This is a genomic window from Rhodoferax sp. GW822-FHT02A01, assembly GCF_038784515.1.
Classification (GTDB): Bacteria; Pseudomonadota; Gammaproteobacteria; order Burkholderiales; family Burkholderiaceae_C; genus Allorhodoferax.
In genome coordinates this window covers 2,648,412-2,674,857 of the sequence record NZ_CP152376.1, presented here as the reverse complement: position 1 = coordinate 2,674,857, position 26,446 = coordinate 2,648,412, and the positions used below count along the sequence as shown (strand labels likewise).

Below are 26,446 nucleotides of genomic sequence, written 5' to 3'. Positions count from 1 at the left end.
TCAACCACAGGTACCCACGTGACCGCACTGGGTGCAGTAATCGCAACCGTCCTTGCGGATCACCGCATAGGCTCCGCATTCACCGCACTTCTTGCCCACCATCGCCGGCGGCATGGCCGGTGTGGCCACCACCGGAGCAGCGGGTGCAGGCGCTACCGCAGTGTCGGCATGGCTTGCGCTCTCGTTGCGGTGCGCGATGATCTGTTGAATGGCATAGGCAATGGCCGCTACCTCGGAGTCATGCCACAGGGGCACCAGGCCGCCATCGGCCTTCTGGTAGGTGCCCAGCCGCACCGGACCACGGTCCCAGGCGACCTTGCGCATATCGCGCAGCGCACGCTCCAGAAAGCCGCCACGCGCCGCCAGAGACAGCAGGCGCATGCTGGAGGTGATCCACTGCTGCGACTCCCCGCTCTGTCCCAGGGGCATGAAGAATTCGATGGCGCGTTGCACCGTGCCCTTGCCGTCGGCCGTGGGTACCGGCAGGAAGGAGACCACGATGTACAGCGTTTTGTGACCTTCCTGCGTCCAGTACTCCACCTTTTCGGCAACAGCAGACAGGCCACCTTTGGGTCGCTTTTCGATCACTGTGCGCATGGGGTCGGCCGGAGCGGCCATGGAATCGGCAGCTGGCGGCGGCTTGGGTGTGCCGGTATCCAGCACGGAACCCAGGATGGCGTTGGGTCGGTAGGTTGCCAGTCCCTTGAGACGGGCACGCCACGCCTGCTGGTACAGGCCCTTGAAGTCCTCGTATGGGTAATCGGCGGGCACGTTCACGGTCTTGGAAATGGCCGTGTCCACCAGCGGCTGCACCGCTTCCATCATGGCAATGTGGTCAGATGCCGCCATGTCCAGCGCGGACACAAAATAGTCGGGCAACTTGTTCACATCACCACCCAGCTCGCGGTACAGGCGCCAGGAATGGTCTTCCACCGCGTATTCGCTGGTGCTGCCATCGGATTCCCGTTTCTTGCGACGGTACATCCAGGAAAACGCTGGTTCGATGCCGTTGGATGCGTTGTCTGCAAATGCCAGGCTTACGGTGCCCGTGGGCGCGATGGACAGCAGGTGGCTGTTACGGATGCCATGTTCACGGATGGATGCCTGGATGTCGGCTGGCAGGCGGCTGGCAAATGTGCCTGCCTTGAGGTAGCCCTCAGCGTCAAACTTGGGGAAGGCGCCCTTTTCCTGCGCCAGCTCGACCGACGCGCGGTACGCCGCATCGCGCATGCAGGTGGCAATGCGCTTGGCCATTTCGCGGGCTTCGGCCGAGTCATAGCGCAGGCACAGCATGGTCAGCGTGTTGCCCATGCCGGTGAAGCCCACGCCAATGCGGCGCTTGGCGGCAGCTTCCTCACGCTGCTGCGGCAGCGGCCAGAAAGTCACGTCCAGCACGTTGTCGAGTGCGCGCACCTGCGTTGCCACCGATTTGGCAAATGCCTCAAAGTCGAACGCCGCGATGCCGTCAAAGCCAAAGGCATTGCGCACAAAGCGCGTCAGGATGATGGGACCCAGATCACAGCAGCCATAGGGTGGCAGTGGCTGCTCACCACAAGGGTTGGTGGCTGCAATGTCTTCGCAATACGACAGGTTGTTGTCTTCGTTGATGTGGTCCAGGAACAGGATGCCGGGCTCGGCAAAGTCATAGGTGGAGCGCATCACCGTGTCCCACAGCTCGCGGGCAGGCAGCGTGCGGTACACCCACATGCCGTCGGCACGCTGGTAGGCACCTTGGGCCATGAGATCGGCACCGGGCTTGGCGCGGTGCACCAGCTCCCAGGCGGCGTTGTCGTCCAGCGCGCGCATGAAGCTGTCGGGCATGCCAACTGACACGTTGAAGTTGTTCCAGCGCCCCGGCGTGCGTTTGGCGGTAATGAACTCCAATACGTCCGGATGGTCGATACGCAACACACCCATCTGCGCGCCCCGGCGTGCCCCGGCGCTCTCCACTGTGGAGCAGGACTGGTCGAACACATTGATGTAGCTGCAGGGGCCGGAGGCCATGGAGTGGGTGCCCTTGACCTCGGCGCCCTTGGGGCGGATGCGCGAAAAGTCATAGCCCACGCCACCGCCACGGCGCATGGTTTCTGCGGCCTCGCGCAAGGCCTCGTAGATGCCGGGGTAGCCCGCGTCGTCCACGCCCTGGATGCAATCACCCACGGGCTGCACAAAGCAATTGATCAGAGTGGCCTGGATGTCGGTCCCGGCGGCACTCATGATGCGCCCGGCACCAATGGCGCCTGCGTACAGGTTTTCCAGGAACACGGCTTCGAAATGGCCGCGCTCCGACTCCTTTTCCACACTGGCCAAGGCACGGGCTACGCGCCGAAACACGTCTTCCAGTCCCGTTTCACCCGGTTTGAGGTATTTCTCCTTCAGCACGTCGTGGCTGATGGGTTGCACGTCGCTGTGGCTGGAAGCGGTTTGGGAACGGTCACGTTTCATGAAAATGTCTTTCTAGGGGATTGCGCAGGGCAGTGTTGCCGAACTTGCAGGCCATGGTTTTGAGGCAGGTCAGTGACCATGCTGCCAGGATAGCTGAGCGGGAATTTTGCTTCCACCAGTATCTGTCAGAGACATGCAGGTTTTGAACGGGATAATAGGGGGTTGATCACAATTCAGCGGTTTTCTTCTTTTTACCCCATATCCCTTTCGCTCAAGAGGACATCAATGACGACACAAAAGTCAAAAATCATCTACACGCTGACCGATGAGGCCCCTTTTCTGGCCACCTGCGCGTTTTTGCCCATCATCCGCACCTTCGCCGCTCCGGCCGGCATTGAGGTAGCTGAGAGCGACATTTCCGTTGCGGCCCGCGTGCTGGGCACCTTCCCGGAATATCTGACAGAGTCCCAGCGTGTTCCCGACAACCTGGCCGAACTGGGCAAGCTGACCTTCAAGCCCGAAGCCAACATCATCAAGTTGCCCAACATCAGCGCCTCGGTGGGTCAGCTGATTGCATGCATTCGCGAACTGCAGAGCAAGGGCTACGCCATTCCTGACTATCCGGAAGATCCCAAGACCGAAGAAGAAAAGGCCATCCGCGCACGCTACGCCAAATGCATTGGCTCTGCCGTGAACCCGGTGCTGCGCGAAGGCAACTCGGATCGCCGCGCACCCAAGGCCGTCAAGGAATTTGCCCGCAAGAACCCGCACAGCATGGCCGAGTGGAGCCAGGCATCGCGCTCGCACGTGTCCCACATGCACCATGGCGACTTCTACCACGGCGAAAAGTCCATCACGCTGGACCGCGCCCGCAACGTCAAGATGGAACTCATCACCAAGAGCGGCAAGACCATTGTCCTCAAGCCCAAGGTGGCCCTGCTGGACCGTGAAGTCATTGACTCCATGTTCATGAGCAAGAAGGCGCTGCTGGAGTTCTACGAGAAGGAAATCGAGGACGCACACAAGACCGGCGTGATGTTCTCCCTGCACGTCAAGGCCACCATGATGAAGGTGTCCCACCCCATCGTGTTCGGCCACTGCGTCAAGATCTTCTACAAGGACGCATTTGCCAAGCACGGCGATCTGTTCAAGGAACTGGGTGTCAACGTCAACAACGGCATGGCCGACCTGTACGCCAAGATCGCCACACTGCCGCAAAGCAAGCAGGACGAGATCAAGCGCGACCTGCACGCCTGCCACGAGCACCGCCCCGAACTGGCCATGGTGGACTCTGCCAAGGGCATCACCAACTTCCATTCGCCCAACGACGTGATCGTGGACGCTTCCATGCCCGCCATGATCCGCAACGGCGGCAAGATGTGGGGCGCCGACGGCCGCCTGAAGGACGTCAAGGCCGTAATGCCCGAATCGACCTTCGCCCGCATCTACCAAGAGATCATCAACTTCTGCAAGTGGCACGGCGCCTTCGATCCCAAGACCATGGGCACGGTGCCCAATGTCGGTCTGATGGCCCAGCAGGCCGAGGAGTACGGCTCGCACGACAAGACCTTCGAGATCCCCGAAGACGGCGTGGCCAACATCACCGATCTGGAAACCGGCGAAGTGCTACTGAGCCAGAACGTGGAAACCGGCGACATCTGGCGCATGTGCCAATGCAAGGACGCTGCCATCCGCGACTGGGTCAAGCTGGCCGTAACCCGCGCCCGCAACTCCGGCATGCCCGTGGTGTTCTGGCTGGACAGCTACCGTCCGCACGAAGCTCAGCTGATCACCAAGGTCAAGATGTACCTGCATGAGCACGACACCACCGGCCTGGACATCCAGATCATGAGCCAGGTGCGCGCCATGCGCTACACACTGGAGCGCGTCATCCGCGGTCTGGACACCATCAGCGCCACCGGCAACATCCTGCGCGACTACCTGACCGACCTGTTCCCCATCATGGAACTGGGCACCAGCGCCAAGATGCTGTCCATCGTGCCCCTGATGGCAGGCGGTGGCATGTACGAAACCGGCGCTGGCGGTTCTGCGCCCAAGCACGTGCAGCAACTGGTGGAAGAAAACCACCTGCGCTGGGACAGCCTGGGTGAGTTCCTGGCGCTGGCAGTTTCGCTGGAAGACCTGGGTCTGAAGACCGGAAATAAGCAGGCCGTGATCCTGGCCAAGGCACTGGATGCAGCCACCGGAAAACTGCTGGACAACAACAAGGGCCCGTCGCCCAAAACCGGCCAGCTCGACAACCGCGGCAGCCAGTTCTATCTGGCCACGTACTGGGCGCAGGAACTCGCGGCGCAGACTGAAGACAAGGCACTGGCCGCACAGTTCACCAAGCTGGCCAAGACCCTGACCGAGAACGAAGCTACCATCGTGGCCGAACTCTCAGCAGTGCAAGGCAAGCCGGCGGACATCGGCGGCTACTACCTGGCCGACAAGCAGAAGGTCACGGATGTCATGCGTCCGAGCGCAACTTTCAACGCCGTGCTGGAAAAAGCAATGGCCTGATTTTTCGCCGTGAAGTGACAGGAACGGGGGCAGCAATGCCCCCGTTTTTTATTGGAAGCGCGTTGCCGCAAATGGCTTCAGATCCAGCACCGACTCCCTAGCGGCGATCTGGTCTGCTACCACCATGCCGCTCAAACCACCCAGCGTCAATCCAATGTGCTGATGGCCGAAGGCGTAGATGACCCGTGCGGACGCACTGGATCGGCCCAGCACCGGCAGGCCATCCGGCAAGGTGGGGCGGAACCCCAACCAGGGCGCGGTGGGTGAGCCCAGTTGCGGCAGTGCGCGCTGGGACGAGAAATGCAGGAGGTCCAGCAGGCCCGGATGTTTTGCTGGCCCCAGTCCCGCCAACTCCACGGCCCCCGCGACGCGTATGCCTTGCTTCATCGGCGTCATGTAGAAGCCGCGCTCCGCCCAGCCCACCGGTCGGGATATCAGATGCGAAGTACCCGGATACATCAGGTGGTAGCCGCGCTCTGCTTCCAACGGAACCTTATCGCCACACTGCGCGGCCAAGGGACCGGAATGGGCACCGGCACACAGGGCAACATGGTCGTGCTGTATCTCGCCGTCTGCTGTTCCCAGTATCACGTTGTCTGGCAGGGGCTTGAGCGACTGCACCTGCGTAGCGCGAACCTGCAGCCCCTTATCCAGCAGCCAGCTCTGCAAGGTATGCAGAAAGGCCGAAGGATCCGACAGATGCCAGGAGCCTTCAAACAATGCGCCGCGTTCAAACAGAGGCTGCAGCGATGGCTCCAAGGTACGTACTTCGGCCTTCTGCAGAATGCGCGTCTTCACGCCCAGGGCGCTACGCAATTCCAGAGTGGGGCGGGATGCCTCAAAGTTGGCCGCACTCGAATACAGGTACAAGCACTCGCGCGGACAGATGAAGCCGTCCAGACCGGCTTGCGCCACCATGTCGGTGTACCCGCTCTGCGCACGACCCAGCAGCTGCGCCAGCGCCGTGGCCGAACGGGTGTAACGCTGTGTGGTGGAGCTGCGCAAAAAGCCCAGCAGCCACGGCATGAGTTGCGGCAGATAGCCCCAGCGCAAACGCAGGGGACTGCTGGGCGAGAACAGGTAGCGCGGCAGATCGCGAAACACCGTGGGGTTGTTGACCGGTATGCAGGCGTAGTTGGCAAAGGTGCCGGCATTGCCAAACGACGCACCACCAGCCGCACCGACCGGGTCATACAAGGTGACTTGGTGTCCATCCCGCATCAGCCAATAGGCCGATGACAAACCCACAAATCCCGCACCGATCACCGCAACGTTAGCCATAGTTCCCTACCTGCTCTGTCAATGAAAAAAGGCAGCAGCCATTACAGCTGCTGCCTTGATCACGCGTAAAGCGTGCCGATGATTATTGCACCGGTGTAGGCATGCCTGCCTTGAACGTGTAGACGGTGATAGGCGCCTTTTGCAGGTTGCCCTTTTCGTCATACGCGTAGGTGGTCACGATGCCCTTGTAGCTGGCCTTGTGCAGCTCTGCACTGACCTTGGCTGCGTCGGTAGTGCCCAGCTTGGACATGATGCTGGCAACCATCTGGGTCTGGTCGTAGAAGGAAGCAGCGTAAGCATCCGGATCCTGGTTGAAGCGCTTCTTGTAGGCTTCCTTGAATGCAGGACCCGCAGCAACCTTGTCCAGAATGGCGCCGCCCTGTGCGCAGTACACGGTGTCGTTGGCAGCATCACCAGCCAGCTTGCCGGTCTCAGCCACGCAAATGGCATCGCCACCCAGCAGCTTGGCCTTGATGCCCAGACCCTTCATTTGCTTGGTCAGAGGACCAGCTTGTCCAGCGTAACCGCCGTACATGATCACGTCAGGGTTCTTGGCCTTCATGTTGGTCAAGATGGCGTTGAAGTCGGTAGCTTGGTTGGTGGTGTATTCCTGACCCACGATGGTCAGGCCCAGTGCCTTGGCTTCCTTGATGAACTCTTCAGCCAGACCTTGGCCGAAAGCGGTACGGTCGTCGATCACGCCGGCAGTCTTGGCCTTCATGGTGTGGAAGGCGTACTGTGCCAAGCTGGTACCAATCAAGTTGTCGCCGGCAATGATACGGAACACGCTCTTGTATCCGCCCATGGTGACCTTGGGGTTGCTGCCCACGGTGGACAGAATGGCGCCGCCTTCGTCATACACCTTGGAAGCAGGAATGGCCACACCGGAGCAATAGGGGCCCATCACGAACTTGATGCCAGCATCGGTCATCTTCTGTGCCACGGCCACACCGGCCTTGGGATCGCACTGGTCGTCTTCAGACACCAGCTCCAGCTTCAAGGTCTTGCCAGCAACCGTCATTTTCTTGGCGTTGATGTCGTCAACGGCCATGCGGATACCGTTTTCATTGTCCTTACCAGCAAAGGCATTGGAACCGGAGAGTGGGCCAGTGTGGCCAATCTTCACGGTAATGTCTTCTGCGTATGCAGAGCCTGCCATGCACACGACGGCTGCAGCTGCCACCAGGGGCATAAGCTTGGATTGAAATTTCATACGAACTAACTTTCTATTAAGAAAAAAAACACAGTTCCGGTTATGCAAGATGCGGGCCTAAACTTGTAGCGTGTAAACCCTTAAGTCATGCTTTTAGTTGGTGCACTTTTGATGCAAGTCTAATCATGACATGATGCACACAGCACAAATCACTATTTATAGCCATGAAGACCAACAAAGTTATCCACGTGGTGAGCTGCCATGCAGCGGGTGAAGTCGGCGATGTCATCGTCGGTGGAGTCGCGCCGCCACCAGGGGACAGCATCTGGGAGCAGTCGCGTTTCATCGCGCGTGACGAGACACTGCGCAACTTCGTTCTCAACGAACCGCGCGGTGGCGTGTTCCGTCATGTCAATCTGCTAGTACCCCCGAAAAACCCGGCTGCACAAATGGGCTGGATCATCATGGAGCCCAGTGATACACCGCCCATGTCGGGCTCCAACTCCATCTGTGTGGCGACCGTTTTATTGGAGACCGGCATCATCCCGATGCAGGAGCCTGTGACCAAAATGGTGCTCGAACCACCTGGTGGATTGATCGAAGTCACGGCCACATGCAAGGGCGGAAAAGCCGAGCGCATCGCAGTTCGCAACGTGCCGTCGTTTGCAGCTAAATTGGATTCGCATTTGGAGGTAGCAGGACTTGGCACTTTGGTAGTAGATACGGCATACGGTGGTGATAGTTTTGTGATTGTGGATGCACAAAAACTGGGCTTTTCCATAACACCGAATGAGGCGCGCGAATTAGCTGAACTAGGTATGCGCATCACACAGGCAGCGACTGAACAACTAGGTTTTGTGCATCCCACCAACCCGGACTGGAAACATATATCTTTCTGCCAGTTCGCCGGTCCGCTCAAGCAGGAGAACGGTATCTGGACGGGCGCCAATGCGGTTGCCATTCGTCCCGGAAAAATAGACCGCTCCCCCACCGGCACCGGTTGCTCTGCACGCATGGCCGTACTGCATGCCAAGGGTCTGATGCAAGTGGGGGACCGCTACCTGGCACGCTCCATCATCGGCAGTGAATTTGCATGCCATATTGAATCAGCGACCACGGTTGGCGGTCAGAGCGCAATCCTGCCCGTGATATCGGGCACTGCGTGGATCACGGGCACGCACCAGCACACGCTGGACCCTACGGACCCTTACCCTTCGGGCTACCGGCTGTCCGATACCTGGCCGATGTAGACCGGCTTTAGTTCGGGGTGTCGGCCGCAGCGTCCGCCGAGATCCCCAACTCGCCGCAGAGCTTGTGCACGATGCTGCGCAACTCGGCCACTTCTCGCTCCAGCCTTTCGATGCGCTCGTTGTTGCCGCTTGCGCCGTGGCTCACGCGACCCGATTCCAGGGCCTGCACATCCACTTCACCACACAACAGATGTGCCCAACGCTGCTCACGGGTGCCGGCAAGGCGTGGCAACTTGACGACCAATGGCCCGCCTTTTTCTTCTGAACGCTCCAGCAGCTCCTCCAGGAAACCTTCAACGGAAGAGATGTCCGCAAATTTGTACCAGCGCTCGGTATTGAGCCGCAGCTCACCGGCTGTCTGCGGTCCGCGCAGCATCAGCATGCCCAGCAACACCGCCGCTTGCTCATACACACCAACGCCGCGCTGAAAGTTGTGGGTGAACTTGGTGGTGCGTCCACCGGTCGTCTCGTGCACCAGCCCTTGCTCGCGCAGACTGGCCACCGCACTGGCCACCTGGGACTCACCGAGTTCCATCAAGGGGTCGCGACTGGTCTTCTGGTTGCACCCCAGCGTCAGCGAATTGAGGGACAAAGGGTAGCTGTCGGGCACAGTGCGCGCTTTTTCCATCAGCGTGCCCAGGACGCGGGCTTCAATATCGGTGAGCAAGGGACGGACGGGAGTCGGTGTGGGAGTGGTCATAAGACAGATGTTGTTTTTCGACCCATTCTATAGACCGGTTTGATATTCGTTAATGCGAATGGTTCTCATTTGTGTATAATGTAAAGCGTCCGTTAACCCCAGCCAGCCACATCACGCAGCATCCCGCTGTCCGTGCCATAGCCAGCCAAATCAAACCCAAAGGTCTGTTTAGCTATGCCACGTTCTCTTTCTTCCAAAAAACGCCTTCGCAACGCCGCCGCGATGCCTATGCACTGCTCGCCGACATCTGCCGCTGCCCTGCTGCCACTGGGGGCGCTGTTGCTCGCCGGTTCGCTCAACGTATGTGCCCAGACCGTGCAGGACACTCCCGCAGGTGAAGAGACCAAAACGCTCAAGCCGGTCACCATTTCCGGCACACGGGATCGCAACAGCCAGACATACCAGAGCGGCGTGGTGTCGGTGGGCAAGACACAGGCAGCCGCCAAGGACATCCCGCAATCGTTGACGGTTGTCACCGAAAAGCTCATCCACGACGAAGGCAAGGACACGCTCAAGGGCGCCCTGCAAAACGTCCCCGGCATTACCTTTGAAGCCGGCGAAGGCGGGCGCATCGGCGACAACATCCGCCTGCGTGGCTTTACCGTGGCTGGCGACATCTATCTGGACGGCATGCGTGACATCGCCCAGTACAACCGCGACACCTTCAACCTGCAGAACATCGAAGTGCTGCGCGGCTCCGCCTCCATGCTGTTTGGTCGCGGTTCTACTGGCGGCGTGGTCAACCAGGTCAGCAAGCAGGCACACAAGGGCACCGCATCGGAGATCAACACCACCGTAGGCACCGGCAACTACCTGCGCCTGGATGGTGACTTCAACGTCGCCACCAGTGAAGATTCGGCATTGCGCTTCGACCTCATGTCCACCGACTGGGATGGCCGCGCAGACAAGGCTGGCACCCATCGCCGCGGGCTGGCCGCCGATTACGGCATTGGTCTGGGCACCACGGACGAATGGCACTTCAGCGTGTACCACCTGGACTACAACGACAAGCCGGATCTGGGCGGCCGCTGGCTGCAGGGCGCGCCGGCACCACTGCCCACCGACAAGTGGTATGGCGTGGATTCCGACTACCAGCGCGACAGTGCCGATATCGCCACCGCTTCGTACACACACTACTTTGATGACGGCAGCAGCCTCAAGACCAAGGTGCGTGACGGCCAATACCGTCGGGACCTGTGGGCAACACAGCTCAACGCCTTTGCGAATACCGTCACGCAAGACAACCTGAACGGCAACACCACCGTCAACCGCGGCAACCAGACCCGCGCCGGTGAAGAGCACCACACCTTCTTGCAGAGCGACTACCTGACCCGAGGCGAATGGTTCAACCTGAAGCAGGAACTGCTGCTGGGCGCTGAATACGCACTGGAGCGCTCCACCCGCTATACCTACTCCAACGTACCGGCCAAACCGGCCACTACTGTGGCCGCAGCCAGCAATGCCGCAGTCGCAGACACTCGCATCAAGAACTGGGCCAACACGTTCAAAGCCACCACGCTGGGCCTGTATGTCCAGGATACCGTCTCCCTCACCGACTTCTGGAAAGTGGTGGCGGGTCTGCGCTGGGACCAGTTCGGCGGTGACTATGACCGCCTGACCGGTGGCACCCTGTCACGCACCGACTCGGTCTGGAGCAAGCGCCTGGGCCTGATGTACCAGCCCACGGAAACGGTCAGCTATTACGCTTCCTACGGCACCTCCTTCAACACCTCGGGCGACCTCTACCAGTACGACGCCAACACGGCCAACACACCACCGGAGAGCAGCCGCAACATAGAAGTCGGCATCAAGTGGGAGCTGGCCGATGGCGACCTCTCGGTACGCACGGCACTGGCCCGCACCGACAAGTACAACGAACGCAATACCGACATCAACCAGAGCACCGGTGAATACCTGCTCTCGGGCCAACGCCACACCGACTCGCTGGAGTTTGAAGTCCAGGGCAAGCTGACTGAACGCTGGGAAATTTTTGCCGGATTGGTGTTCATGAACGGTGTGATCGACCAGGCGGGATCCAGTGCCGCGTCGCAAGCCACGGTCGGCCTCAACCCCGGTCTGACACCTGCCAAGCAAGCCAATCTGTGGACCACCTACCGCCTGGATGACAAATGGCGCGTTGGCGGCGGCATCACAGCGGTGAGCGAAAACCATCCGGCCTCTTCGAGCGCTGCAAGCCTGGCCAACACTGCGCCCGGTTATGTGAAGGCCGATGCCTTGGTCGAATACCAGATCAACCCACGCAACGCCCTCAAGCTCAATATCGACAACGTGGGTGACACCGTCTACTACAGCTCGCTCTACCAAGGCTGGCCCAGTCTGGCACCGGGACGTAGCGTGCGTCTGACCTGGACCGCCAACCTCTGAACCCGACAGGAAACCTCTCACCATGCTGCTGCGAATCCACCAGGCACTGACCGCTGACGAACTGCACCAGATCCGCCATCTGCTCCTGAGCGCAGATTGGGTCGACGGGCGCGTCACCGCAGGCACCCAGAGTGCGGCCGTCAAGAACAACCGGCAACTGCCGGAAGACTGCGCCAACGCGCAGCAGGCCCGGCACCTGGTGTCGGTGGCGCTGGCGCGCAATCCGCAGTTCGTCACCGGCGCCCTGCCCAAGACGGTCTACCCACCGCTGTTCAACCGCTACGGCGGCGAGAGCAACGCCTTTGGCGACCACATCGACAACGCGGTGCGCACGCACGCGGCCACGGCCAAGCATGTGCGCACGGACATCTCCTGCACGCTGTTCCTGAGTGACCCGGACAGCTACGACGGTGGCGAGCTGGTGGTGCAGGATACCTACGGCGAACAGCGCGTGAAGTTCGACGCGGGCGACCTGGTGATGTACCCCGGCACCTCGGTGCACCGGGTCGAGCCGGTGACCCGCGGCGAACGCATCGCCAGCTTCTTCTGGATCGAAAGCATGGTGCGCCAGGACGCGCAGCGCCGCCTGCTGTACGACATGGACATGGCCATCCTGGACCTGCGCCGCAAGGGTGGCGACACCGCGGAAGTGGTCAAGCTCACCGGCTGCTACCACAACCTGCTGCGCATGTGGGCCGATACATGAACGCAGCCGTACGTCACCGCCGCCCGCTGCTGTTTGCCCTGGTGCTGCTGAGCCATGGTGCAGCGCTCTGGGCCTTGCAGCACGGGTTGCAGCGTGTGCCGGAAGACGTGGTCACCCCCGCTGAAATGCTGGTGGAGGTCATGCCTATGGAGACACCGCCTGCACCTCCGGCACCGCAACCCAAGGTGGTCAAGCCCACTGCGGTGGCACAGCCCAAGCCCGCGCAGCCGGCGCCTCCAACACCTGCCCCTGTGCCGGAAATGACGCCTGCACCAGCGCCCGTCACCGCCGTTGCCGCAGGGCCGGCCACACCCAACACGCCCACCGCCGTGGCAGCCGCACCGGCGGCCCCTGCGGTGGCCGCTGCACCGGCAGCGCCCGCACCGGTCGTGCAACCGCCCTCGTCCGATGCCGATTATCTGCACAACCCCAAGCCCGCCTACCCGGCCATGAGCCGCCGCCTGGGCGAAACCGGCAAGGTGGTGGTGCGCACCTTGATTGGTGCCGATGGCGTGGCGCAGCAGGCCGAAGTCCTGCGCTCCAGCGGTTTTGAACGCCTGGACCGTGCGGCTGTGGAGACTGCCTTGAAGTGGCGCTACGTGCCCGGCAAACGTTCCGGAATTCCCGAGGCCATGTGGTTCAACGTCCCTCTGGTCTTTGTTCTCGATTAATTTTTTTGGAGTCTTTATGCAAACCCCCATCGGACTAATTTCTTTGTGGAGCCAGGGCGACTGGATCATCCGGCTGGTCGCTTTGCTGCTGCTGGCCATGTCGCTGGCCTCGTGGATGGTGATCCTGCTCAAGGTCATTGACCTGATCCAGTTCAAGCGACTGGCGCGCAGCACCGAAGCCTTCTGGCACAGCCCGGACTTTGCGCTGGGTCTCAACGCCCTGGGGCCACAGGCGGCCAACCCGTTTGTGCAACTGGCGCGCTCAGGCTTCGAGGCCAGCAGCCACCACCGCAACACCCAGGCGCAGCTGCACGATGCACTGGACATCAGCGACTGGATCAGCCGCGCACTGCGCAACGCCATGGATGACAGCACGGCGCGTCTGCAATCGGGCTTGGCCATTCTGGCTTCGGTCGGCTCCACCGCGCCTTTCGTGGGCCTGTTCGGAACGGTCTGGGGCATTTACCACGCGCTCATGGGCATTGGCGCCAGCGGCCAGGCCAGCATCGACAAGGTGGCCGGCCCCATCGGCGAATCCCTGGTGATGACCGCCCTGGGTCTGGCCGTGGCCATCCCCGCAGTGCTGGGCTACAACGCACTGGTGCGCGGCAACAAGTCGGCACTCACCCGGCTCACCCGCTTTGCACACGACCTGCACGCTTACTTCGTCACAGGTGCCCGCGTGGGAGCCGTGCAACCGGATGGACATGCGGCCAACGTCGTGCTCAGCATGAAGAAAGCCTGATGCCATGGCCTTCGGAATACAGGATGCAAGCACCGACGCCGACAGCGAGGTGATGAACGAGATCAACATGACGCCGCTGGTGGACGTGATGCTGGTGCTGCTGATCATCTTCATCATCACCGTGCCGGTGATGAAACATGCAGTGGCGGTGGATCTGCCCGTGGCATCCAGCCAGCCGCTGCAGCAAAAGCCTGTCGTGCTGCAACTCAGCGTGGACGCACAGGGCACCTTCTTCCTGGACCGCCAGAGCGTGGATGCCACGCAACTGGCCAACACCCTGCGGGCCGAGAGCGGCAAGGAACCGCAACCGGAGCTGCACATTCAGGGCGACAAGGCCGTGCGCTATGAGTACGTGGCCCAGGCCATGGCCATGGCCAAGCAGGCCGGCTTGCGCAAGATCGCATTTGTGACGGAGCCCGCACGTTGAAAGATCCAGCCCGCACGCCCCACGCACCGAAGGAGCGGCAGGCCGCACCTGCGGCCACTACCGGCGAGTCGGTCGCCGGTGAGCGCAAGCTGGTGCAACTGTCCGATTTGCTGGGCAATGCGCAAGGCATCAACATCGCCTATGGCGAGCAGGTCTACCGGCTACAGATCACCAAGGCGGGCAAGCTCATCCTGACCAAGTAGTGCCCCGGCGCCCTTGCGCGCAGTCAGCCCTTCGCGCTTGCCTCGGGCGCCGGAAAGCGGCGCAGCACCGCAGACGTGTCGGCCCCATCGGCCAGATTGTTTTGAAACAAGGTGAGCGCGGGGTCAAACTCCATGACCTCCAGCTGGCAGGCCATACGCCTGCCCTCAAAACTGTCGCCGACGGCATCGAGCAAAGCATCAAACAGCAGCGCGGCAATGTGTTGGCGCAACGGCAGATCGCGCCCCGGGCCAATGCGCACCACCACCTGGATGAAGCCGTTGGCCGGGTCCCCATTGCCCACCCGGTAGTGCGGGACCGGGCGGGCAAAGGTACGGATGCCCCACACCGGAAATATCCCGGACCGCACCGCCGCGCCATGCAATGTGTCCACGAGCTCGCGCTCGTCGACCAGTGTCTGCAAGTTGGCGGTGTAATCGATCAGGATATGGGGCATGGGTCAGCAGCTTACATCTTGCACAGAGGCGATGCTGCAGGCGTGAGCGAAGGAGCAAACGTTTGCTCGATCACCGGTCGCAGCACACCATCCACCACCTTGGCACGGCCCACGAAATTGGGCAATACCAATTGGTTGTCCGCGGCACGCATCTGCACCGAGCCGTAAATGCTGTCGATGGTGGTGCCTGACAGGGCCTTGGCCACGTCACCGGGTTTGGTGCTGCCGGCCTTCTTCACACCCTCGAACATGACCTGTGCACCGTTGTAGGCCTGGCCTTCGTTGTCGGTGGGCAGGCGGTTGAACTTGGCCTTCCATGCAGAGACGAACGCCTTGTTGCGCGGGTTGTCGATATCGGGGGTGTAGCCGGTGGTGCCTGGCGTGCCTTCCAGTGCCTTGTCGGTACCGTTGATCATGAAGTTGAGGATCAGCGAATGGCCGATGAGCTTGGTCTTGGGGATCAGGCCGAACTCCTGCGCCTGCTTCACGAAGGCGATGGCGTCACGCCCGGTTTCGGCCACCCAGATGGCGTCCACATTGGCGTCCTTGAGCTGGGCGATGAAGGGCGAAAAGTCCTTGGTGCCCAGCGGCGCGTACAGATTGAGCTTGACTTCCTTGCCCTGGCCCTTGACGGCCTTGGTGAAGGACTCGGAAGAGTCACGTCCCCACACGTAGTCCGCCGCCAGGGTGGCATAGGTCTTTTCCTTGAAGCTCTTGGCCCATTCGCTGATCATGGCGATGTCCATCGCATCGGAATGGTTGGTGCGGAACATGCGCGGCTTGCAGGAGTCGCCGGTGATCTTGTCGGACTTGCTGGCCACCACAAAGTACGCGGCGTCCCAGCGGTCCAGGTTGGCACCCAGCGCCAGCGAGATGGACGAAGGAATGGCACCTATCAGCAGGTTGTAGCCATCGCGTGCCAGCTTCTCGGCTACACGCCGACCCGCGTCGGGCGTGCCTTCGTCATCGGCTTCTGCCACTTCCACCTTGCGGCCGTCCACGCCACCCTTGGCGTTGGCTTCATCAATGGCGAACTTGACCGCGCGAATCACTTCTTCGCCCTGCTGCGCAAACACGCCAGACTTGGAGCTGACCAGTCCGACCTTGACCGGGTCCTTGCCCTGCGCCAATGTCACGCCAGGCAAAGCGGCCAGCAGCGCCAAGACGATGACAGTGCGGCGGGGAAAGTTCATAGATTTCATGGGTTGTCTCCTCTGTAGTGGATGCCGGATACGGTCCGGTGCCGGTTGAAATGCGTCAAACCATCACGTGTTCATGCAGCTCGTTGAGGCTGCCTGCATGCACCTCGCCCTGGGCGATGGCAGCGCCCTTGGCCATGGCCACATAGCGTCTGGCCACCCGGGTGACCAGGGTCATGTTCTGCTCGATCAGCAGCAACGCCGTGCCCTGATCGGCGACCTTGTTGAAGATCTCGCCGAGCTGGTCCACGATGACTGGTGCCAGACCCTCGGTGGGCTCATCCAGCAGGATCAGCGAAGGGTTGGCCATGAGCGCGCGGCCCACCGCCAGCATCTGCTGCTGTCCACCCGAGAGGGCCGTGCCCGGTGTATGAGCGCGCTCCTGCAGGATGGGAAACAGCTTGTAGATTTCCGGCACGTTCCAGAACCCCTTGCGAGCCACGGCCGCGCCCAGCTGCAGGTTCTCTTCCACCGTCAGATTGGCCACGATGCAGCGCCCCTGCGGCACCACCGCAATGCCGTGTTGTGCTGCCATGTAGGTGCGTGGGCGGTTCACGGTGCGCCCTGCCATCTGGATGGCGCCGCCCTTCATCGCTGCCAGCCCCAGCACGGTGTTGACCACCGTGGTCTTGCCCACGCCGTTGCGGCCAATGAGCGCCACGCGCTCGCCTTCCTTTACCTCAAGTGACATGCGGTGCAGGATGTGGGCCGCGCCGTAGAACGCGTCCACCTGATCGAGTTGCAACAGGGTCTTCATGCGGCGCTCCCCAGATAGGCTTCGCGCACCCGCGGGTTGGCACGCACCTCGGCCGGTGTGCCCTGCGCAATGACGCGGCCCAGTTCAAACACGGTGATGGCGTCCGAGATGCCAAACACCACATCCATGTCGTGCTCCACCAGCAGCACCGAGACGTTGCGCCGCGAGGTGAGCGCCTGCAGATGGCGCGCCAGGTCCAGCGACTCCTGCACCGACAGACCCGCCATGGGCTCGTCGAGCAGCAGCACCGCCGGGCGGCCTACGAGCGCCAGTGCCAAGTCCAGGCGGCGCTGCTCGCCATAGCCCAGGTCTTGTGCGGTGGAGTGGCTCAGGTGCGCCAGCGAGAGCTCGTGCAGCACGTCATCGGCATCGGCACCGGAGTCGGGCACGCCCACCATGTGCGAGGCCAGCTCCACCTGCTTGCGTACCGGCATCTGGCCAAACACGCTGGTGCGCTGGAAGGAGCGCGAGAGCCCGCGCATGCGCCGCTGCACCGCATCGGTGTGGCTCACGTCCTGGCCTTGGAGCATGACCTTGCCGCGGGTGAGCGGCTGGCGCCCGGTGATGGCGTTGATCACCGTGGTCTTGCCCGCACCGTTGGGGCCGATCAGGCCACGGATCTGGCCTTGCTTCAGGGTGAGCGACACGCCGTCGAGTGCCTTGACGCCGCCATAGTGGATGGCCACATCGTCGGCCTGCATTACATAGTCCGTCATGGGGTTTCCTTCCTAGTGGCGCACGGTGGCAGCGGTGGGGACAGCGTGGGGCTTGTGGGCCAGGCGGCGTCCCAGCAACAACCTGTCCAGAATGCCGGCGATGCCGCTGGGCGAGAACACAATCACGGCGATCAGTGCCACACCGAAGATGGCCATCCAGTGGCTGGCGTAGTCGCCCAGAACGTCCTTGGCCAGGAAATACACCACCGCACCCAGGGCCGGGCCCCACAGCGCCTTGTAGCCACCTACCACCACCATCATCAGCGCCACACCCGAGAGGCTCCAATGCAGGCTCTCCGGCGACACAAAGCCGGTATTGAGGGCCGAGAGCAAGCCGGCCACGCCAGTGACCAGGGCCGACAGCGCATACACCGCAGCGCGTGGCAGCAGGGTACGAATGCCGATGAAGCGCGCACGCTCCTCGTTGTCGCGCACGGCCTCGGTGATGCTGCCAAAGCGTGTGGCCAGCAGCAGGGTGAGCAACAGGATGACGATGACCAGCGTGCCCCAGCTCAGCATGAACATGCTGCTTGGCCGCGTCAGCACCGACATGGATACACCAAACAGGCTGGAAGGCCATTCGATGTTCATGCCGTCTGCCCCGCCGGTAAGCCCGCGGGAACGTGAGGCCGTCAGAAAGAACATCTGTCCCACCGCCAATGTCAGCATGCCAAAGGACACGCCGGGCACCCGCACGATCACCAGCCCGATGGCAAAGGCCACCAGCAGCAAACCCGCCAGCGTGAGCACAATGGCCATTTCTGCCGGCACGGCCTTGGCCTGCAGCAACAGGCCCACCGCGTAGCCCGAGCTGCCAAAGAACAGGGCGTGGCCGAAGCTGACCATGCCGTTCTGGCGCAGCAGCAGCCCCACACCGATGGCAAACACCGCATAGATGGTGGCCTGTGTCAGCAGCGAGAGCACGGTACCCGAGCTCACGAAGCTCATCACCGCAGCGCCCAGTGCCAGTGCGCCAACCGTGGTCAGGGAGATTTTTTGTATGGACATGGTGTGCTCCTCAGGTACGGCTACCGGCAAAACCTGCGGGCTTCCAGATCAGGATGCCCACCATGATGGCGAAGGGCAGCACGGCAGACTCATCGGGCAGATAGACCGCGCCCAGCGACTGCACCATGCCCAACACCAGAGCGGCCACAAAGGCACCGGCCAGCGAGCCCAGGCCGCCCACCACCACCACCACGAAGGAATCGATGATCACGTCGCTGCTCATGCTGGGCGAGAGCGACAGAAACGGCGCCGCCACCACCCCGGCCAAACCCGCCAGTGCGGTACCCAGTCCCACCACGCCAGCGCTCAGGGCATCGGTGTTCACGCCCTGCATGGCCGTGGTCGTGGGGTCGGTGCTGGAGGCGCGCACAAACAGGCCCACCTTGGAGTAGCGCAGCCACAGGCTTAAGCCCAGCGCCACGGCCAGACCAACGGCAATCACCGCGATGCGGTAGGCCGGCACGGGTGTGCCCCACAGGTCCACCGAAAAGTTCAGCGCAGCCGGTGCCTGCACCGACAGATTGCTCTTGCCCCACACGGTTTGCACGAAGTCTTCGATCACCAGCAACAGGCCGAAGGTGACCAGCACCACGGTGAGCGGGTCGCGGTCCTGCAAGAGGCGAAAGCCGTAGCGGTCCAGCAGCACGCCCAACGAAGCCATCACCAGCGGTGCACCCACCAGCGCCACCCAGAAGTTGCTGGCGCCGGCAATGGAGTAGCCGATGTAGGCACCCAGCATGTAGAGCGAGCCGTGCGCGAAGTTCACCACCCGGCGCAGTCCGTAGATGAGGGCCAGCCCTGAGCACATCACGATCAGCAATGCGCCGTAGGTCAGTCCGTTGAAGAGATTGATCGTCAGCAAAATGGTCTCCGTTTTTTCATCATCTTTTTATGCAGAGGGAAGTTCGGCCAGCGCCGATTCCGGCGCGCCGAAGCAGGTCCAGCCACCGTCCACCGGCAACACGATGCCGGTGATGTAGCTGGCGCGGCGCGAGGCCAGAAAGCAGATGGCATCGGCAATTTCCGCCGGCTCGGCCATGCGGCCCAACGGCGTGCGGTGGGCAATGCCACGCGCATCGAGCATGCCCTTGCGGTGGAGGTCGGCCACCAGTGCCGTGTTCACGTAGCCGGGTGCCACCGCATTCACACGGATGCCGCTGCGTGCCCACTCGCTGGCCAGCGCCCGGGTCATGCCCAGCACACCGGCCTTGGCAGCGCTGTAGGCATTGCGCATAGGCAAGCCGACGGTGCTGGCAATAGAGCCCAGGTTGACAATGGCACCGCGCTGCTGCCCCACGGGCACTTGCGCCTGCAGCATCACACGACCCACGGCCTGGCTCATCAGAAACGTGCCTCGCAGATGCACGGCCAGAACCCGATCGAATGCAGCGCTGTTCTGGTCTATCGTGGCGCCGGCCTGGTCACCAATGCCAGCGTTGTTCACCAACACATCCACTCGTCCAAATCGGGCCACCACGACCTGCACTGCCGACGTCACGCTGGCGTCATCGGTGACGTCACAGGCCATGGCCATATGGGCGGCACCCAATTCGGCGGCGCGGGCCTGCACCGCATCCGCACGCAGGTCCAGCAACACCACGGTGTGGCCGTCGCGTGCCAGCGCCTGTGCCGTAGCCCAGCCGATGCCGTCGGCGGCGCCGGTCACGATGGCTACGGTGGTGTCTGCAAGAGTCATTGTGTCTCGTTATAAAATAGGGGCGGAACAGCAAGTCTTGGGGCTGTGCCAAAGGTGCCGAATTTTGTGGCGCCACCCGGACAAGTGCTGCAACGTTTCGTGCCAATAACCGGACATTTCATGCACGGCCCTGGGAGCGTTTTCCCTAGGTCGGCGGCGCTGGCGTGTGGGGCTTAACGATGGATGAAACGCGGCTCGCGTTTCTGTACGAAGGCCTGCATGCCTTCCTTCTGGTCAGCCAGGGCAAAGGTGGCATGCAAGGTGCGCCGCTCAAACAGAATGCCTTCGCTCAGTGACGATTCGTAGGCACGGTTGACCGACTCCTTCATCATCATCAGCGCGGGCAGTGAGAAGCCGGCTATCTTTTCAGCCGTACGTAGCGCGACGCTGAGCAATTCATCCGCAGGCAGCACGCGTGACACCAAACCAGCGCGCAAAGCCTCGTTGGCATCCATCAGGCGCCCGCTCAGGCACAGGTCCATGGCCAAGGCTTTACCTACTGCCCGTGGCAGGCGCTGCGTGCCGCCTGCTCCGGGAATGGTGCCTATCTTGATTTCGGGCTGGCCAAAGCGTGCCGTCTCGGCGGCAAATACCATGTCGCACATCATGGCCAGCTCGCACCCGCCGCCCAGGGCAAAACCTGCCACGGCCGCAATCACCGGTTTGCGAAAGGTACGCAGGCGCTCCCAATTGCGCGTGATGAAATCACTGCCATAGGCATCGGCGTATTCCATGTTCTGCATGGCCACGATATCGGCCCCGGCAGCAAACACTTTCTCGCTGCCCGTCAGAACCACGCAACCAATGTTGGCATCTGCCTCGAACGCGTTGAGCGCGTCGCGCAAGCCATCCATCACCGCATCATTGAGTGCGTTCATGGCTTCGGGGCGGTTCAGCGTGATGATGCCGACACGCCCACGCACCTCGCTCAACACCGCAGCGGCGCTCATGCCTGACCTCCAAAGACCTTGGCCGACTCGCGCAGCTTGAACTTCTGCAGTTTGCCGCTGGGCGTCTTGGGCAGGTCTTCCATCAGCTCCAGGCGCTCAGGATGGTATTGGCGGGTGACCTGATGTTCGGATAGATAGCGGCTCATCTCCTCCAGCGAAAAGCTGTGGCCCGGGCGCAGCGTGACAAAGGCGCAGGCACGCTCGCCCAGGCGCGCATCGGGATAACCCACGATGGCCACCATGGCCACGGCCGGATGCTTGTAGAGCAGGTTCTCGATTTCCATCACCGGAATGTTCTCGCCGCCACGAATGATCAGATCCTTGCTGCGGCCATTGATGCGGATATAGCCCTCGGCATCGATGTAGGCCATGTCCCCGGTTTCAAACCAGCCATCGGCATCGGTGGCGTTCAAGTGCGGGCGTTTCAGATAGCCCGCGAACAGCGAGTTGCCCCGCACCAGCAATGCGCCGGTCTGCCCGGTGGGCAAAGGCTTGCCGTCGGCATCCACCACCTTCACCTCAATGCCGTCGAGCGGCTTGCCATCGGTGCTGCCGGACTTCTCGCTGGTGCGCTCGGGCTCGGTAACGGTCACGGCGCCGCACTCCGTCATGCCCCAGGCCGAGCTCACGCGCAAGCCCAGCACGCGCAAGGCGCGTTCAATCAGCACCGGAGGAATCGGCGCACCGGCACAACAGAAATTGGTAAAGCGTGGCGATACCGGGCCGCCCGCTTCGGCCGCCGCACACAGGTCGGAGACAAAGGGGCTGGATGCCATGCTGAAACTGACGCCCTCCCGGCGCACCAACTCCAGCGCCTGCTTGGCATCCCAGATGTCCTGCAGCACGGTGGTGGCGTTGAGGATGAGCGGAATCATCGCCAGATAGCCGAAGCCGGTCAGGTGGGCCATGGGCGAAGCGCCCAGGATGACGTCATCACGACCCAGGTGGTAAGCGCCAATGAAACCGTGCAGATTGGAGAACAGGGTGTTGGACGTGTGGGTCACGCCTTTGGGCTCGCCGGTGGTGCCTGATGTGTACATCAGCAGCGACACATCGTTGGACCCCAGTGTGGTGGTCGGCAGCGCCGTGTCGGTATCGGCCAGCAAGGCGTGCTCAAAACTGTCTTGCCCTTGACCGTCCACCACCACCAGTCGCGGCTTTGCTTCCAGTTGAGGCAACAGGTCGTGGGCCATGTCTTCGTAATCAAAACCCTTGTAGCGCTTGGGCACGATGAACAGCCGGGACTCGCCGAAGTCCAGCATGAACTTGAGTTCGCGCTGGCGGAAGATCGGCATGATCGGATTGGCCACCGCCCCCACCCGCGCACATGCCAATGCCACGGCAATGAACTCCCACCAGTTGGGCAACTGAAAGCTCACCACGTCGGAGTGCCCCACACCCAGACGGGTGAAGTTGCGCGCAATGCGCACCACGCGTGACTCCAACTCGCTATAGCTCAGGCGCGCAGCGTCTGCACGGTCACTCCGGTAGCCCACTACGGCGGGCTTGTCAGGACACTCGCGCAGTGCCTGGGCCATGAAGTCGTTGATGGTCTGGTTGCGCCAGTAACCGGCTTCGGTCATGGCCTTGAGGCGTCCAGCGATGAGTACGGGATCAAATTGCATGCGGGTCTCCACTATGGCGGCGGACGTCGAAAAAGGAAAGCGTCGCCGGTATTGAGACAATGTATTGTCGTAAATGATTTTCCGCAATAGGCCGGAACCAACTTTTCTGAAGATTTATCTAAGTATTTTCCCTAGTGTTTTTCACTCTTGTTTATTATTTTTGTGGGCATTTTCGAGAGAAGGCCTGCACATCGCATCACAAACACCCAAATAGCATTTTATGTAAAGATATTTACTTATATGCACCAAACTGCCTAAACTTCAAAACATCACAAAAGGAGCAAACGGATGGACTTTCAAATCAGCGATGACCAGCAGGCACTGGTCGACAGTGCGCGCCGTTTTGCGGTGCAAAAGCTGGCACCGGGCTACAAGGCAGGGGACAAGAGTGGTCGCGTGGACCGCGCCATGGTCAAGGCCATGGGAGACCTGGGCTTTCTGGGGCCGGAGCTGCCTGAGCAATATGGCGGCATTGGTGTGGACTGTGTCACCAGCGGCCTGCTGCTGGAGCAGATTGCCTATGGCGACTTCAACATGTCGTACATCAATCTGCTGACCTCGCTGTGCGGCCAGATCATCTCCACCCATGCCCAGGAGTTTCTCAAGGAGCGCTGGCTCCGGCCCATATTGGCTGGCGACCAACTGGTGGCTATTGCCCTGACCGAGCCCAGCGCCGGCTCCGATGCAGCCCGTCTCAAACTCAAGGCGGTACGCGATGGCGATCACTTCGTCATCAATGGCGAGAAGACGTCCATCTCCCTGGCTGACCAGTCGGATGTGGCCGTGGTGTTTGCCCGCACCGGCAGCGATGCCGATGGCGCCAAGGGCATCAGTGCCTTTCTGGTGCCCATGGACCTGCCCGGCCTGACCCGTACTGCGTTTGACGACGTGGGTACCCGTGCGGTGGGCCGTGGCTCCATCTTCTTTGACAACGTGCGTGTGCCCGCCGACCACATGCTGGGCACCGAGGGCAAGGGCTTTATTCAAGTGATGCAGGGCTTTGACTACAGCCGCGCATTGATAGGCCTGCAGTGCCTGGGTGTGGCCCGCGCCTCGCTGGACGAGGCCTGGGAATACGCCAAAGGCCGCGAGACCTTCGGCCTGTCCATCATCGAGCGCCAGGGCGTGAGCTTCCCGCTCGCCGAGAGCGAGACCTATCTGGAATCACTGCGCTGGCACTGCCTGCGCACCCTCTGGCTCAAGGACAACGGCAGGCCCCACTCGGCCGAAGCGGCCATGTGCAAATGGTGGGGGCCCAAGCTGGCCTGCGAAATCATCCACCAGTGCCTGCTGACCCACGGCCACGGCGGCTATGCCAGTGACTACGCGTTTGCGCAACGCTACCGCGACGTGCTGGGCCTGCAGATTGGCGACGGCACCGCCAACATCATGAAGATGATCATTGCCCGCGAAAAATCGGGCATGCGTCTGACCTGAGGCCTGAGCGATGAACGCCTCAGAGCTTGGACATATTGGTCTGCAACTTGGTGAAGTAGTGGATGAACGCCAGTCGGTCATCAAACGACAGGTCCTTCAAGGCCTTGTCATAGAACTGGTGGATCGGGTCCTGCAGCTTGAGCCACAAGGCCTGCCCCTGCTTGCTGAGCTTGACCTTGCGCGAGCGCCGGTCCTCTTCGTTGGTGGCGCGCTCGATCAGCCCGTCGCGTTCCAGCCGCGAGAGCACGCCGGTGAGGTTCTGGCGGCTCACCAGCAGCAGCCGCGACAAGTCGTTGATGGACATGCCCTCTTCTGCCTGCGGGCGCGACAGGGCACCCAACACCGACCACTGCTGCGTCGTCACACCGAACTCCTCAATCGCCTGCGTGCCCTTGGTGTGCAAGGTGTTCGCCACCTGAAAAAGGCGAAAGAACAGACGGTTGTTGATCTCGTGAACGGCGTGGTCTTTTTCGGAGCGAAGGTCGGACATGGAACGGTTTCGCAGACGTGAATGGAATGAATCAGGGGCGATGGTAATGGAAGCCTCCACCCCTGCAGATCAATTTTTACTTTTTAACAGGAGATAGCAATGCGTGGATTGAAAGACAAAGTCGTACTGGTCACCGGCGGCGCCGGCGGCATTGGTGCAGCAACCTGCAAACGGTTCGGCGAAGAAGGTGCCAAGGTAGCCGTGGTGGACATCAACCAGGCCGCGGCCGATGCGGTGGTGAAAGAAATCGTCGTCGCTGGTGGAACGGCCCAGGCCTTCGCGCTGGACCTCACCAAGCAGGACCAGGTGGTAGCCGGTGTAGCCCGCATTGAAGCGGCACTGGGCCCCATCGACGTGCTGGTGAACAACGCCGGCTGGGACCGTGCGGGCAATTTCCTCAAGACCGACAAGGCGCTGTGGGAACAGATCGTGGCCATCAACCTCTACGGCTCGCTGTACATGCACCACGCCGTGCTGGCCGGCATGTCCGAGCGTGGCCGCGGCCGTGTGGTGAATGTGGCCTCGGACGCGGCACGCGTGGGCTCCACCGGCGAAGCCGTGTATGCGCTGTGCAAAGGCGGAATGATTGCGTTCTCCAAGACCATCGCACGTGAACTGGCACGCAAGCAGATCAATGTGAACGTGGTCTGCCCCGGCCCGACCGACACCGCCCTGTTCGCCGACTTTGCCGGCGAAGGCGAGCAAGCCGACAAGCTGCGTCAGGGCCTGGCCCGCGCCATTCCCTTCGGCCGCCTGGGCCAACCCGCCGATCTTCCCGGCGCCATTTCCTTCCTGGCCAGCGACGACGCGGCCTTCATCACCGGCCAGGTCATAAGCGTGTCCGGCGGACTGACCATGGTCGGCTGATCCCCATCCCCTTCAACATGCACAAGGAAACCCCATGAACTACACCGACATCCTCTACACCAAGGCAGACGGCATTGCCACCATCACCATCAACCGGCCCAAGGCCTACAACGCCTTCACAGCCAACACCTGCGAAGAGATCATCAGCGCCTTCAAGGACGCGGACTTTGACCGCAGCGTGGGCGTGGTGGTGCTCACCGGCGCAGGCGAAAAGGCCTTCTGCACCGGCGGTGACCAGGGCACGCAGGACGGCGGCTATGGTGGCCGCGGCGTGATCGGCCTGCCGGTGGAAGAAATGCAAAGCGCCATCCGCGACTGCAACAAACCCGTCATCGCCCGCGTGAATGGCTTTGCCATCGGCGGCGGCAATGTGCTGGTCACCATCTGTGACTTGGCCATCGCCTCCGAGAATGCCCAGTTGGGCCAGGTCGGCCCCAAGGTCGGCTCGGTCGACCCCGGCTTTGGCACCGCCCTGCTGGCACGCGTGGTCGGCGAAAAGAAGGCCCGTGAAATCTGGTACTTGTGCCGCCGCTACAGCGCGCAGGAGGCGCTTCAGATGGGACTGGTCAACGCCGTGGTGCCAGCCGACCAGCTCGACGCCGAAGTGCGCAAATGGTGCGACGAGATCCTGGAGAAGAGTCCCACCGCACTGGCATTGGCCAAGAAGTCCTTCAACGTGGACACCGAAATGATCCGCGGCATGGGAGGCCTGGCCATGCATGCGTTGAAAATGTATTACCAGACCGAAGAGTCTGCCGAAGGCGGCAATGCCTTCCGTGAAAAGCGCAAGCCCGACTTCCGCAAGTACGCCAAGTAG

Annotated in this window: 25 protein-coding genes; 11 read left to right on the top strand and 14 right to left on the bottom strand. The window is 61.7% G+C overall.

Features of this window, described 5'->3' with window-relative positions:
- Window positions 1-2,445, bottom strand: a complete 2,445-nt coding sequence (locus AAGF34_RS12605; RefSeq protein ID WP_342620949.1) for an adenosylcobalamin-dependent ribonucleoside-diphosphate reductase — start codon at window positions 2,443-2,445, stop codon at window positions 1-3.
- Window positions 2,446-2,670: 225 nt separating this feature from the next.
- On the opposite strand from AAGF34_RS12605, the gene AAGF34_RS12600 reads away from it, so the two are divergent.
- Complete coding sequence (locus AAGF34_RS12600; protein ID WP_342620948.1) at window positions 2,671-4,908, top strand: NADP-dependent isocitrate dehydrogenase; 2,238 nt, start codon at window positions 2,671-2,673, stop codon at window positions 4,906-4,908.
- A gap of 48 nt (window positions 4,909-4,956) precedes the next feature.
- Here AAGF34_RS12600 and AAGF34_RS12595 read toward each other — a convergent pair whose 3' ends face one another.
- Both AAGF34_RS12595 and AAGF34_RS12590 read right to left on the bottom strand, forming a co-directional pair.
- The gene (locus tag AAGF34_RS12595) at window positions 4,957-6,189 is read right to left on the bottom strand and encodes an FAD-binding oxidoreductase (RefSeq protein ID WP_342620947.1); all 1,233 of its coding nucleotides are present in this window, start codon (window positions 6,187-6,189) and stop codon (window positions 4,957-4,959) included.
- Between the two features lie 82 nt (window positions 6,190-6,271).
- On the bottom strand, window positions 6,272-7,402 hold the full coding sequence (locus tag AAGF34_RS12590; protein WP_342620946.1) for a branched-chain amino acid ABC transporter substrate-binding protein: 1,131 nt from the start codon (window positions 7,400-7,402) through the stop codon (window positions 6,272-6,274).
- 164 nt (window positions 7,403-7,566) lie between these two features.
- Between AAGF34_RS12590 and AAGF34_RS12585 the strand changes: the two genes are divergently transcribed.
- Window positions 7,567-8,592: a proline racemase family protein gene (locus AAGF34_RS12585; RefSeq protein WP_342620945.1), complete on the top strand. Its 1,026-nt coding sequence runs from the start codon at window positions 7,567-7,569 to the stop codon at window positions 8,590-8,592.
- Window positions 8,593-8,599: 7 nt separating this feature from the next.
- On the opposite strand, the gene AAGF34_RS12580 is transcribed toward AAGF34_RS12585, so the two are convergent.
- Window positions 8,600-9,292: a YceH family protein gene (locus AAGF34_RS12580; RefSeq protein WP_342620944.1), complete on the bottom strand. Its 693-nt coding sequence runs from the start codon at window positions 9,290-9,292 to the stop codon at window positions 8,600-8,602.
- A 228-nt stretch (window positions 9,293-9,520) separates the two neighbouring features.
- Between AAGF34_RS12580 and AAGF34_RS12575 the strand changes: the two genes are divergently transcribed.
- From AAGF34_RS12575 to hemP, 6 genes are read left to right on the top strand one after another with little or no spacing between them, the layout of a single operon-like run.
- Window positions 9,521-11,677 carry a TonB-dependent siderophore receptor gene (locus tag AAGF34_RS12575; protein ID WP_342620943.1) on the top strand — a complete coding sequence of 719 codons (2,157 nt, stop codon included), beginning with the start codon at window positions 9,521-9,523 and terminating at the stop codon, window positions 11,675-11,677.
- A 22-nt stretch (window positions 11,678-11,699) separates the two neighbouring features.
- Complete coding sequence (locus AAGF34_RS12570) at window positions 11,700-12,383, top strand: Fe2+-dependent dioxygenase (RefSeq protein WP_342620942.1); 684 nt, start codon at window positions 11,700-11,702, stop codon at window positions 12,381-12,383.
- Window positions 12,380-13,054: a TonB family protein gene (locus AAGF34_RS12565; protein WP_342620941.1), complete on the top strand. Its 675-nt coding sequence runs from the start codon at window positions 12,380-12,382 to the stop codon at window positions 13,052-13,054. Before AAGF34_RS12570 ends, AAGF34_RS12565 begins: the two co-directional genes overlap by 4 nt.
- 16 nt (window positions 13,055-13,070) lie before the next feature.
- The gene (locus tag AAGF34_RS12560) at window positions 13,071-13,799 is read left to right on the top strand and encodes a MotA/TolQ/ExbB proton channel family protein (protein WP_342620940.1); all 729 of its coding nucleotides are present in this window, start codon (window positions 13,071-13,073) and stop codon (window positions 13,797-13,799) included.
- Between the two features lie 4 nt (window positions 13,800-13,803).
- Window positions 13,804-14,226 (top strand): biopolymer transporter ExbD, encoded by a 423-nt coding sequence (locus tag AAGF34_RS12555; RefSeq protein WP_342620939.1) that lies wholly within the window; start codon window positions 13,804-13,806, stop codon window positions 14,224-14,226.
- Entirely contained in the window at window positions 14,223-14,429 is a 207-nt protein-coding gene (gene hemP / locus AAGF34_RS12550) for a hemin uptake protein HemP (protein ID WP_342620938.1), read from the top strand. Before AAGF34_RS12555 ends, hemP begins: the two co-directional genes overlap by 4 nt.
- 23 nt (window positions 14,430-14,452) lie before the next feature.
- Here the strand turns inward: hemP and AAGF34_RS12545 are convergent, their stop codons facing one another.
- The 9 genes from AAGF34_RS12545 to aliA all read right to left on the bottom strand — a co-directional run bounded on the left by AAGF34_RS12545 (window position 14,453) and on the right by aliA (window position 22,835).
- Window positions 14,453-14,884, bottom strand: coding sequence for a 5-carboxymethyl-2-hydroxymuconate Delta-isomerase (locus AAGF34_RS12545; protein ID WP_342620937.1), 432 nt, complete (start codon window positions 14,882-14,884; stop codon window positions 14,453-14,455).
- Between the two features lie 11 nt (window positions 14,885-14,895).
- Entirely contained in the window at window positions 14,896-16,086 is a 1,191-nt protein-coding gene (locus AAGF34_RS12540) for an ABC transporter substrate-binding protein (protein WP_342620936.1), read from the bottom strand.
- 55 nt (window positions 16,087-16,141) lie between these two features.
- A complete protein-coding gene (locus AAGF34_RS12535; RefSeq protein WP_342620935.1) occupies window positions 16,142-16,840 on the bottom strand; it encodes an ABC transporter ATP-binding protein in 699 nt (232 codons plus the stop codon).
- Window positions 16,837-17,556: an ABC transporter ATP-binding protein gene (locus AAGF34_RS12530; RefSeq protein ID WP_342620934.1), complete on the bottom strand. Its 720-nt coding sequence runs from the start codon at window positions 17,554-17,556 to the stop codon at window positions 16,837-16,839. Before AAGF34_RS12530 ends, AAGF34_RS12535 begins: the two co-directional genes overlap by 4 nt.
- A 12-nt stretch (window positions 17,557-17,568) precedes the next feature.
- On the bottom strand, window positions 17,569-18,564 hold the full coding sequence (locus tag AAGF34_RS12525; RefSeq protein WP_342620933.1) for a branched-chain amino acid ABC transporter permease: 996 nt from the start codon (window positions 18,562-18,564) through the stop codon (window positions 17,569-17,571).
- Between the two features lie 10 nt (window positions 18,565-18,574).
- On the bottom strand, window positions 18,575-19,426 hold the full coding sequence (locus AAGF34_RS12520) for a branched-chain amino acid ABC transporter permease (protein WP_342620932.1): 852 nt from the start codon (window positions 19,424-19,426) through the stop codon (window positions 18,575-18,577).
- Between the two features lie 27 nt (window positions 19,427-19,453).
- Window positions 19,454-20,260, bottom strand: coding sequence for an SDR family oxidoreductase (locus AAGF34_RS12515; RefSeq protein ID WP_342620931.1), 807 nt, complete (start codon window positions 20,258-20,260; stop codon window positions 19,454-19,456).
- 173 nt (window positions 20,261-20,433) lie between these two features.
- Window positions 20,434-21,210, bottom strand: coding sequence for an enoyl-CoA hydratase (locus AAGF34_RS12510; RefSeq protein ID WP_342620930.1), 777 nt, complete (start codon window positions 21,208-21,210; stop codon window positions 20,434-20,436).
- Window positions 21,207-22,835, bottom strand: coding sequence for a cyclohexanecarboxylate-CoA ligase (gene aliA, locus AAGF34_RS12505; RefSeq protein WP_342620929.1), 1,629 nt, complete (start codon window positions 22,833-22,835; stop codon window positions 21,207-21,209). Before aliA ends, AAGF34_RS12510 begins: the two co-directional genes overlap by 4 nt.
- Before the next feature lie 288 nt (window positions 22,836-23,123).
- On the opposite strand from aliA, the gene aliB reads away from it, so the two are divergent.
- Window positions 23,124-24,272, top strand: coding sequence for a cyclohexanecarboxyl-CoA dehydrogenase (gene aliB, locus AAGF34_RS12500; protein WP_342620928.1), 1,149 nt, complete (start codon window positions 23,124-23,126; stop codon window positions 24,270-24,272).
- A 19-nt stretch (window positions 24,273-24,291) separates the two neighbouring features.
- On the opposite strand, the gene AAGF34_RS12495 is transcribed toward aliB, so the two are convergent.
- Window positions 24,292-24,762, bottom strand: a complete 471-nt coding sequence (locus AAGF34_RS12495; protein WP_342620927.1) for a MarR family transcriptional regulator — start codon at window positions 24,760-24,762, stop codon at window positions 24,292-24,294.
- Window positions 24,763-24,861: 99 nt separating this feature from the next.
- On the opposite strand from AAGF34_RS12495, the gene AAGF34_RS12490 reads away from it, so the two are divergent.
- The gene (locus AAGF34_RS12490; protein WP_342620926.1) at window positions 24,862-25,629 is read left to right on the top strand and encodes a glucose 1-dehydrogenase; all 768 of its coding nucleotides are present in this window, start codon (window positions 24,862-24,864) and stop codon (window positions 25,627-25,629) included.
- Window positions 25,630-25,663: 34 nt separating this feature from the next.
- Window positions 25,664-26,446 carry a 2-ketocyclohexanecarboxyl-CoA hydrolase gene (gene badI, locus AAGF34_RS12485; RefSeq protein ID WP_342620925.1) on the top strand — a complete coding sequence of 261 codons (783 nt, stop codon included), beginning with the start codon at window positions 25,664-25,666 and terminating at the stop codon, window positions 26,444-26,446.

Excerpts from the sequence above, each read along its gene's own strand:
- AAGF34_RS12605 (WP_342620949.1), bottom strand. The coding sequence starts at position 2,445 with ATGAAACGTGACCGTTCCCAAACCGCTTCCAGCCACAGCGACGTGCAA.
- AAGF34_RS12600 (WP_342620948.1), top strand. The coding sequence starts at position 2,671 with ATGACGACACAAAAGTCAAAAATCATCTACACGCTGACCGATGAGGCC.
- AAGF34_RS12595 (WP_342620947.1), bottom strand. The coding sequence starts at position 6,189 with ATGGCTAACGTTGCGGTGATCGGTGCGGGATTTGTGGGTTTGTCATCG.
- AAGF34_RS12590 (WP_342620946.1), bottom strand. The coding sequence starts at position 7,402 with ATGAAATTTCAATCCAAGCTTATGCCCCTGGTGGCAGCTGCAGCCGTC.
- AAGF34_RS12585 (WP_342620945.1), top strand. The coding sequence starts at position 7,567 with ATGAAGACCAACAAAGTTATCCACGTGGTGAGCTGCCATGCAGCGGGT.
- AAGF34_RS12580 (WP_342620944.1), bottom strand. The coding sequence starts at position 9,292 with ATGACCACTCCCACACCGACTCCCGTCCGTCCCTTGCTCACCGATATT.
- AAGF34_RS12575 (WP_342620943.1), top strand. The coding sequence starts at position 9,521 with ATGCACTGCTCGCCGACATCTGCCGCTGCCCTGCTGCCACTGGGGGCG.
- AAGF34_RS12570 (WP_342620942.1), top strand. The coding sequence starts at position 11,700 with ATGCTGCTGCGAATCCACCAGGCACTGACCGCTGACGAACTGCACCAG.
- AAGF34_RS12565 (WP_342620941.1), top strand. The coding sequence starts at position 12,380 with ATGAACGCAGCCGTACGTCACCGCCGCCCGCTGCTGTTTGCCCTGGTG.
- AAGF34_RS12560 (WP_342620940.1), top strand. The coding sequence starts at position 13,071 with ATGCAAACCCCCATCGGACTAATTTCTTTGTGGAGCCAGGGCGACTGG.
- AAGF34_RS12555 (WP_342620939.1), top strand. The coding sequence starts at position 13,804 with ATGGCCTTCGGAATACAGGATGCAAGCACCGACGCCGACAGCGAGGTG.
- AAGF34_RS12545 (WP_342620937.1), bottom strand. The coding sequence starts at position 14,884 with ATGCCCCATATCCTGATCGATTACACCGCCAACTTGCAGACACTGGTC.
- AAGF34_RS12540 (WP_342620936.1), bottom strand. The coding sequence starts at position 16,086 with ATGAAATCTATGAACTTTCCCCGCCGCACTGTCATCGTCTTGGCGCTG.
- AAGF34_RS12535 (WP_342620935.1), bottom strand. The coding sequence starts at position 16,840 with ATGAAGACCCTGTTGCAACTCGATCAGGTGGACGCGTTCTACGGCGCG.
- AAGF34_RS12530 (WP_342620934.1), bottom strand. The coding sequence starts at position 17,556 with ATGACGGACTATGTAATGCAGGCCGACGATGTGGCCATCCACTATGGC.
- AAGF34_RS12525 (WP_342620933.1), bottom strand. The coding sequence starts at position 18,564 with ATGTCCATACAAAAAATCTCCCTGACCACGGTTGGCGCACTGGCACTG.
- AAGF34_RS12515 (WP_342620931.1), bottom strand. The coding sequence starts at position 20,260 with ATGACTCTTGCAGACACCACCGTAGCCATCGTGACCGGCGCCGCCGAC.
- AAGF34_RS12510 (WP_342620930.1), bottom strand. The coding sequence starts at position 21,210 with ATGAGCGCCGCTGCGGTGTTGAGCGAGGTGCGTGGGCGTGTCGGCATC.
- aliA (WP_342620929.1), bottom strand. The coding sequence starts at position 22,835 with ATGCAATTTGATCCCGTACTCATCGCTGGACGCCTCAAGGCCATGACC.
- aliB (WP_342620928.1), top strand. The coding sequence starts at position 23,124 with ATGGACTTTCAAATCAGCGATGACCAGCAGGCACTGGTCGACAGTGCG.
- AAGF34_RS12495 (WP_342620927.1), bottom strand. The coding sequence starts at position 24,762 with ATGTCCGACCTTCGCTCCGAAAAAGACCACGCCGTTCACGAGATCAAC.
- AAGF34_RS12490 (WP_342620926.1), top strand. The coding sequence starts at position 24,862 with ATGCGTGGATTGAAAGACAAAGTCGTACTGGTCACCGGCGGCGCCGGC.
- badI (WP_342620925.1), top strand. The coding sequence starts at position 25,664 with ATGAACTACACCGACATCCTCTACACCAAGGCAGACGGCATTGCCACC.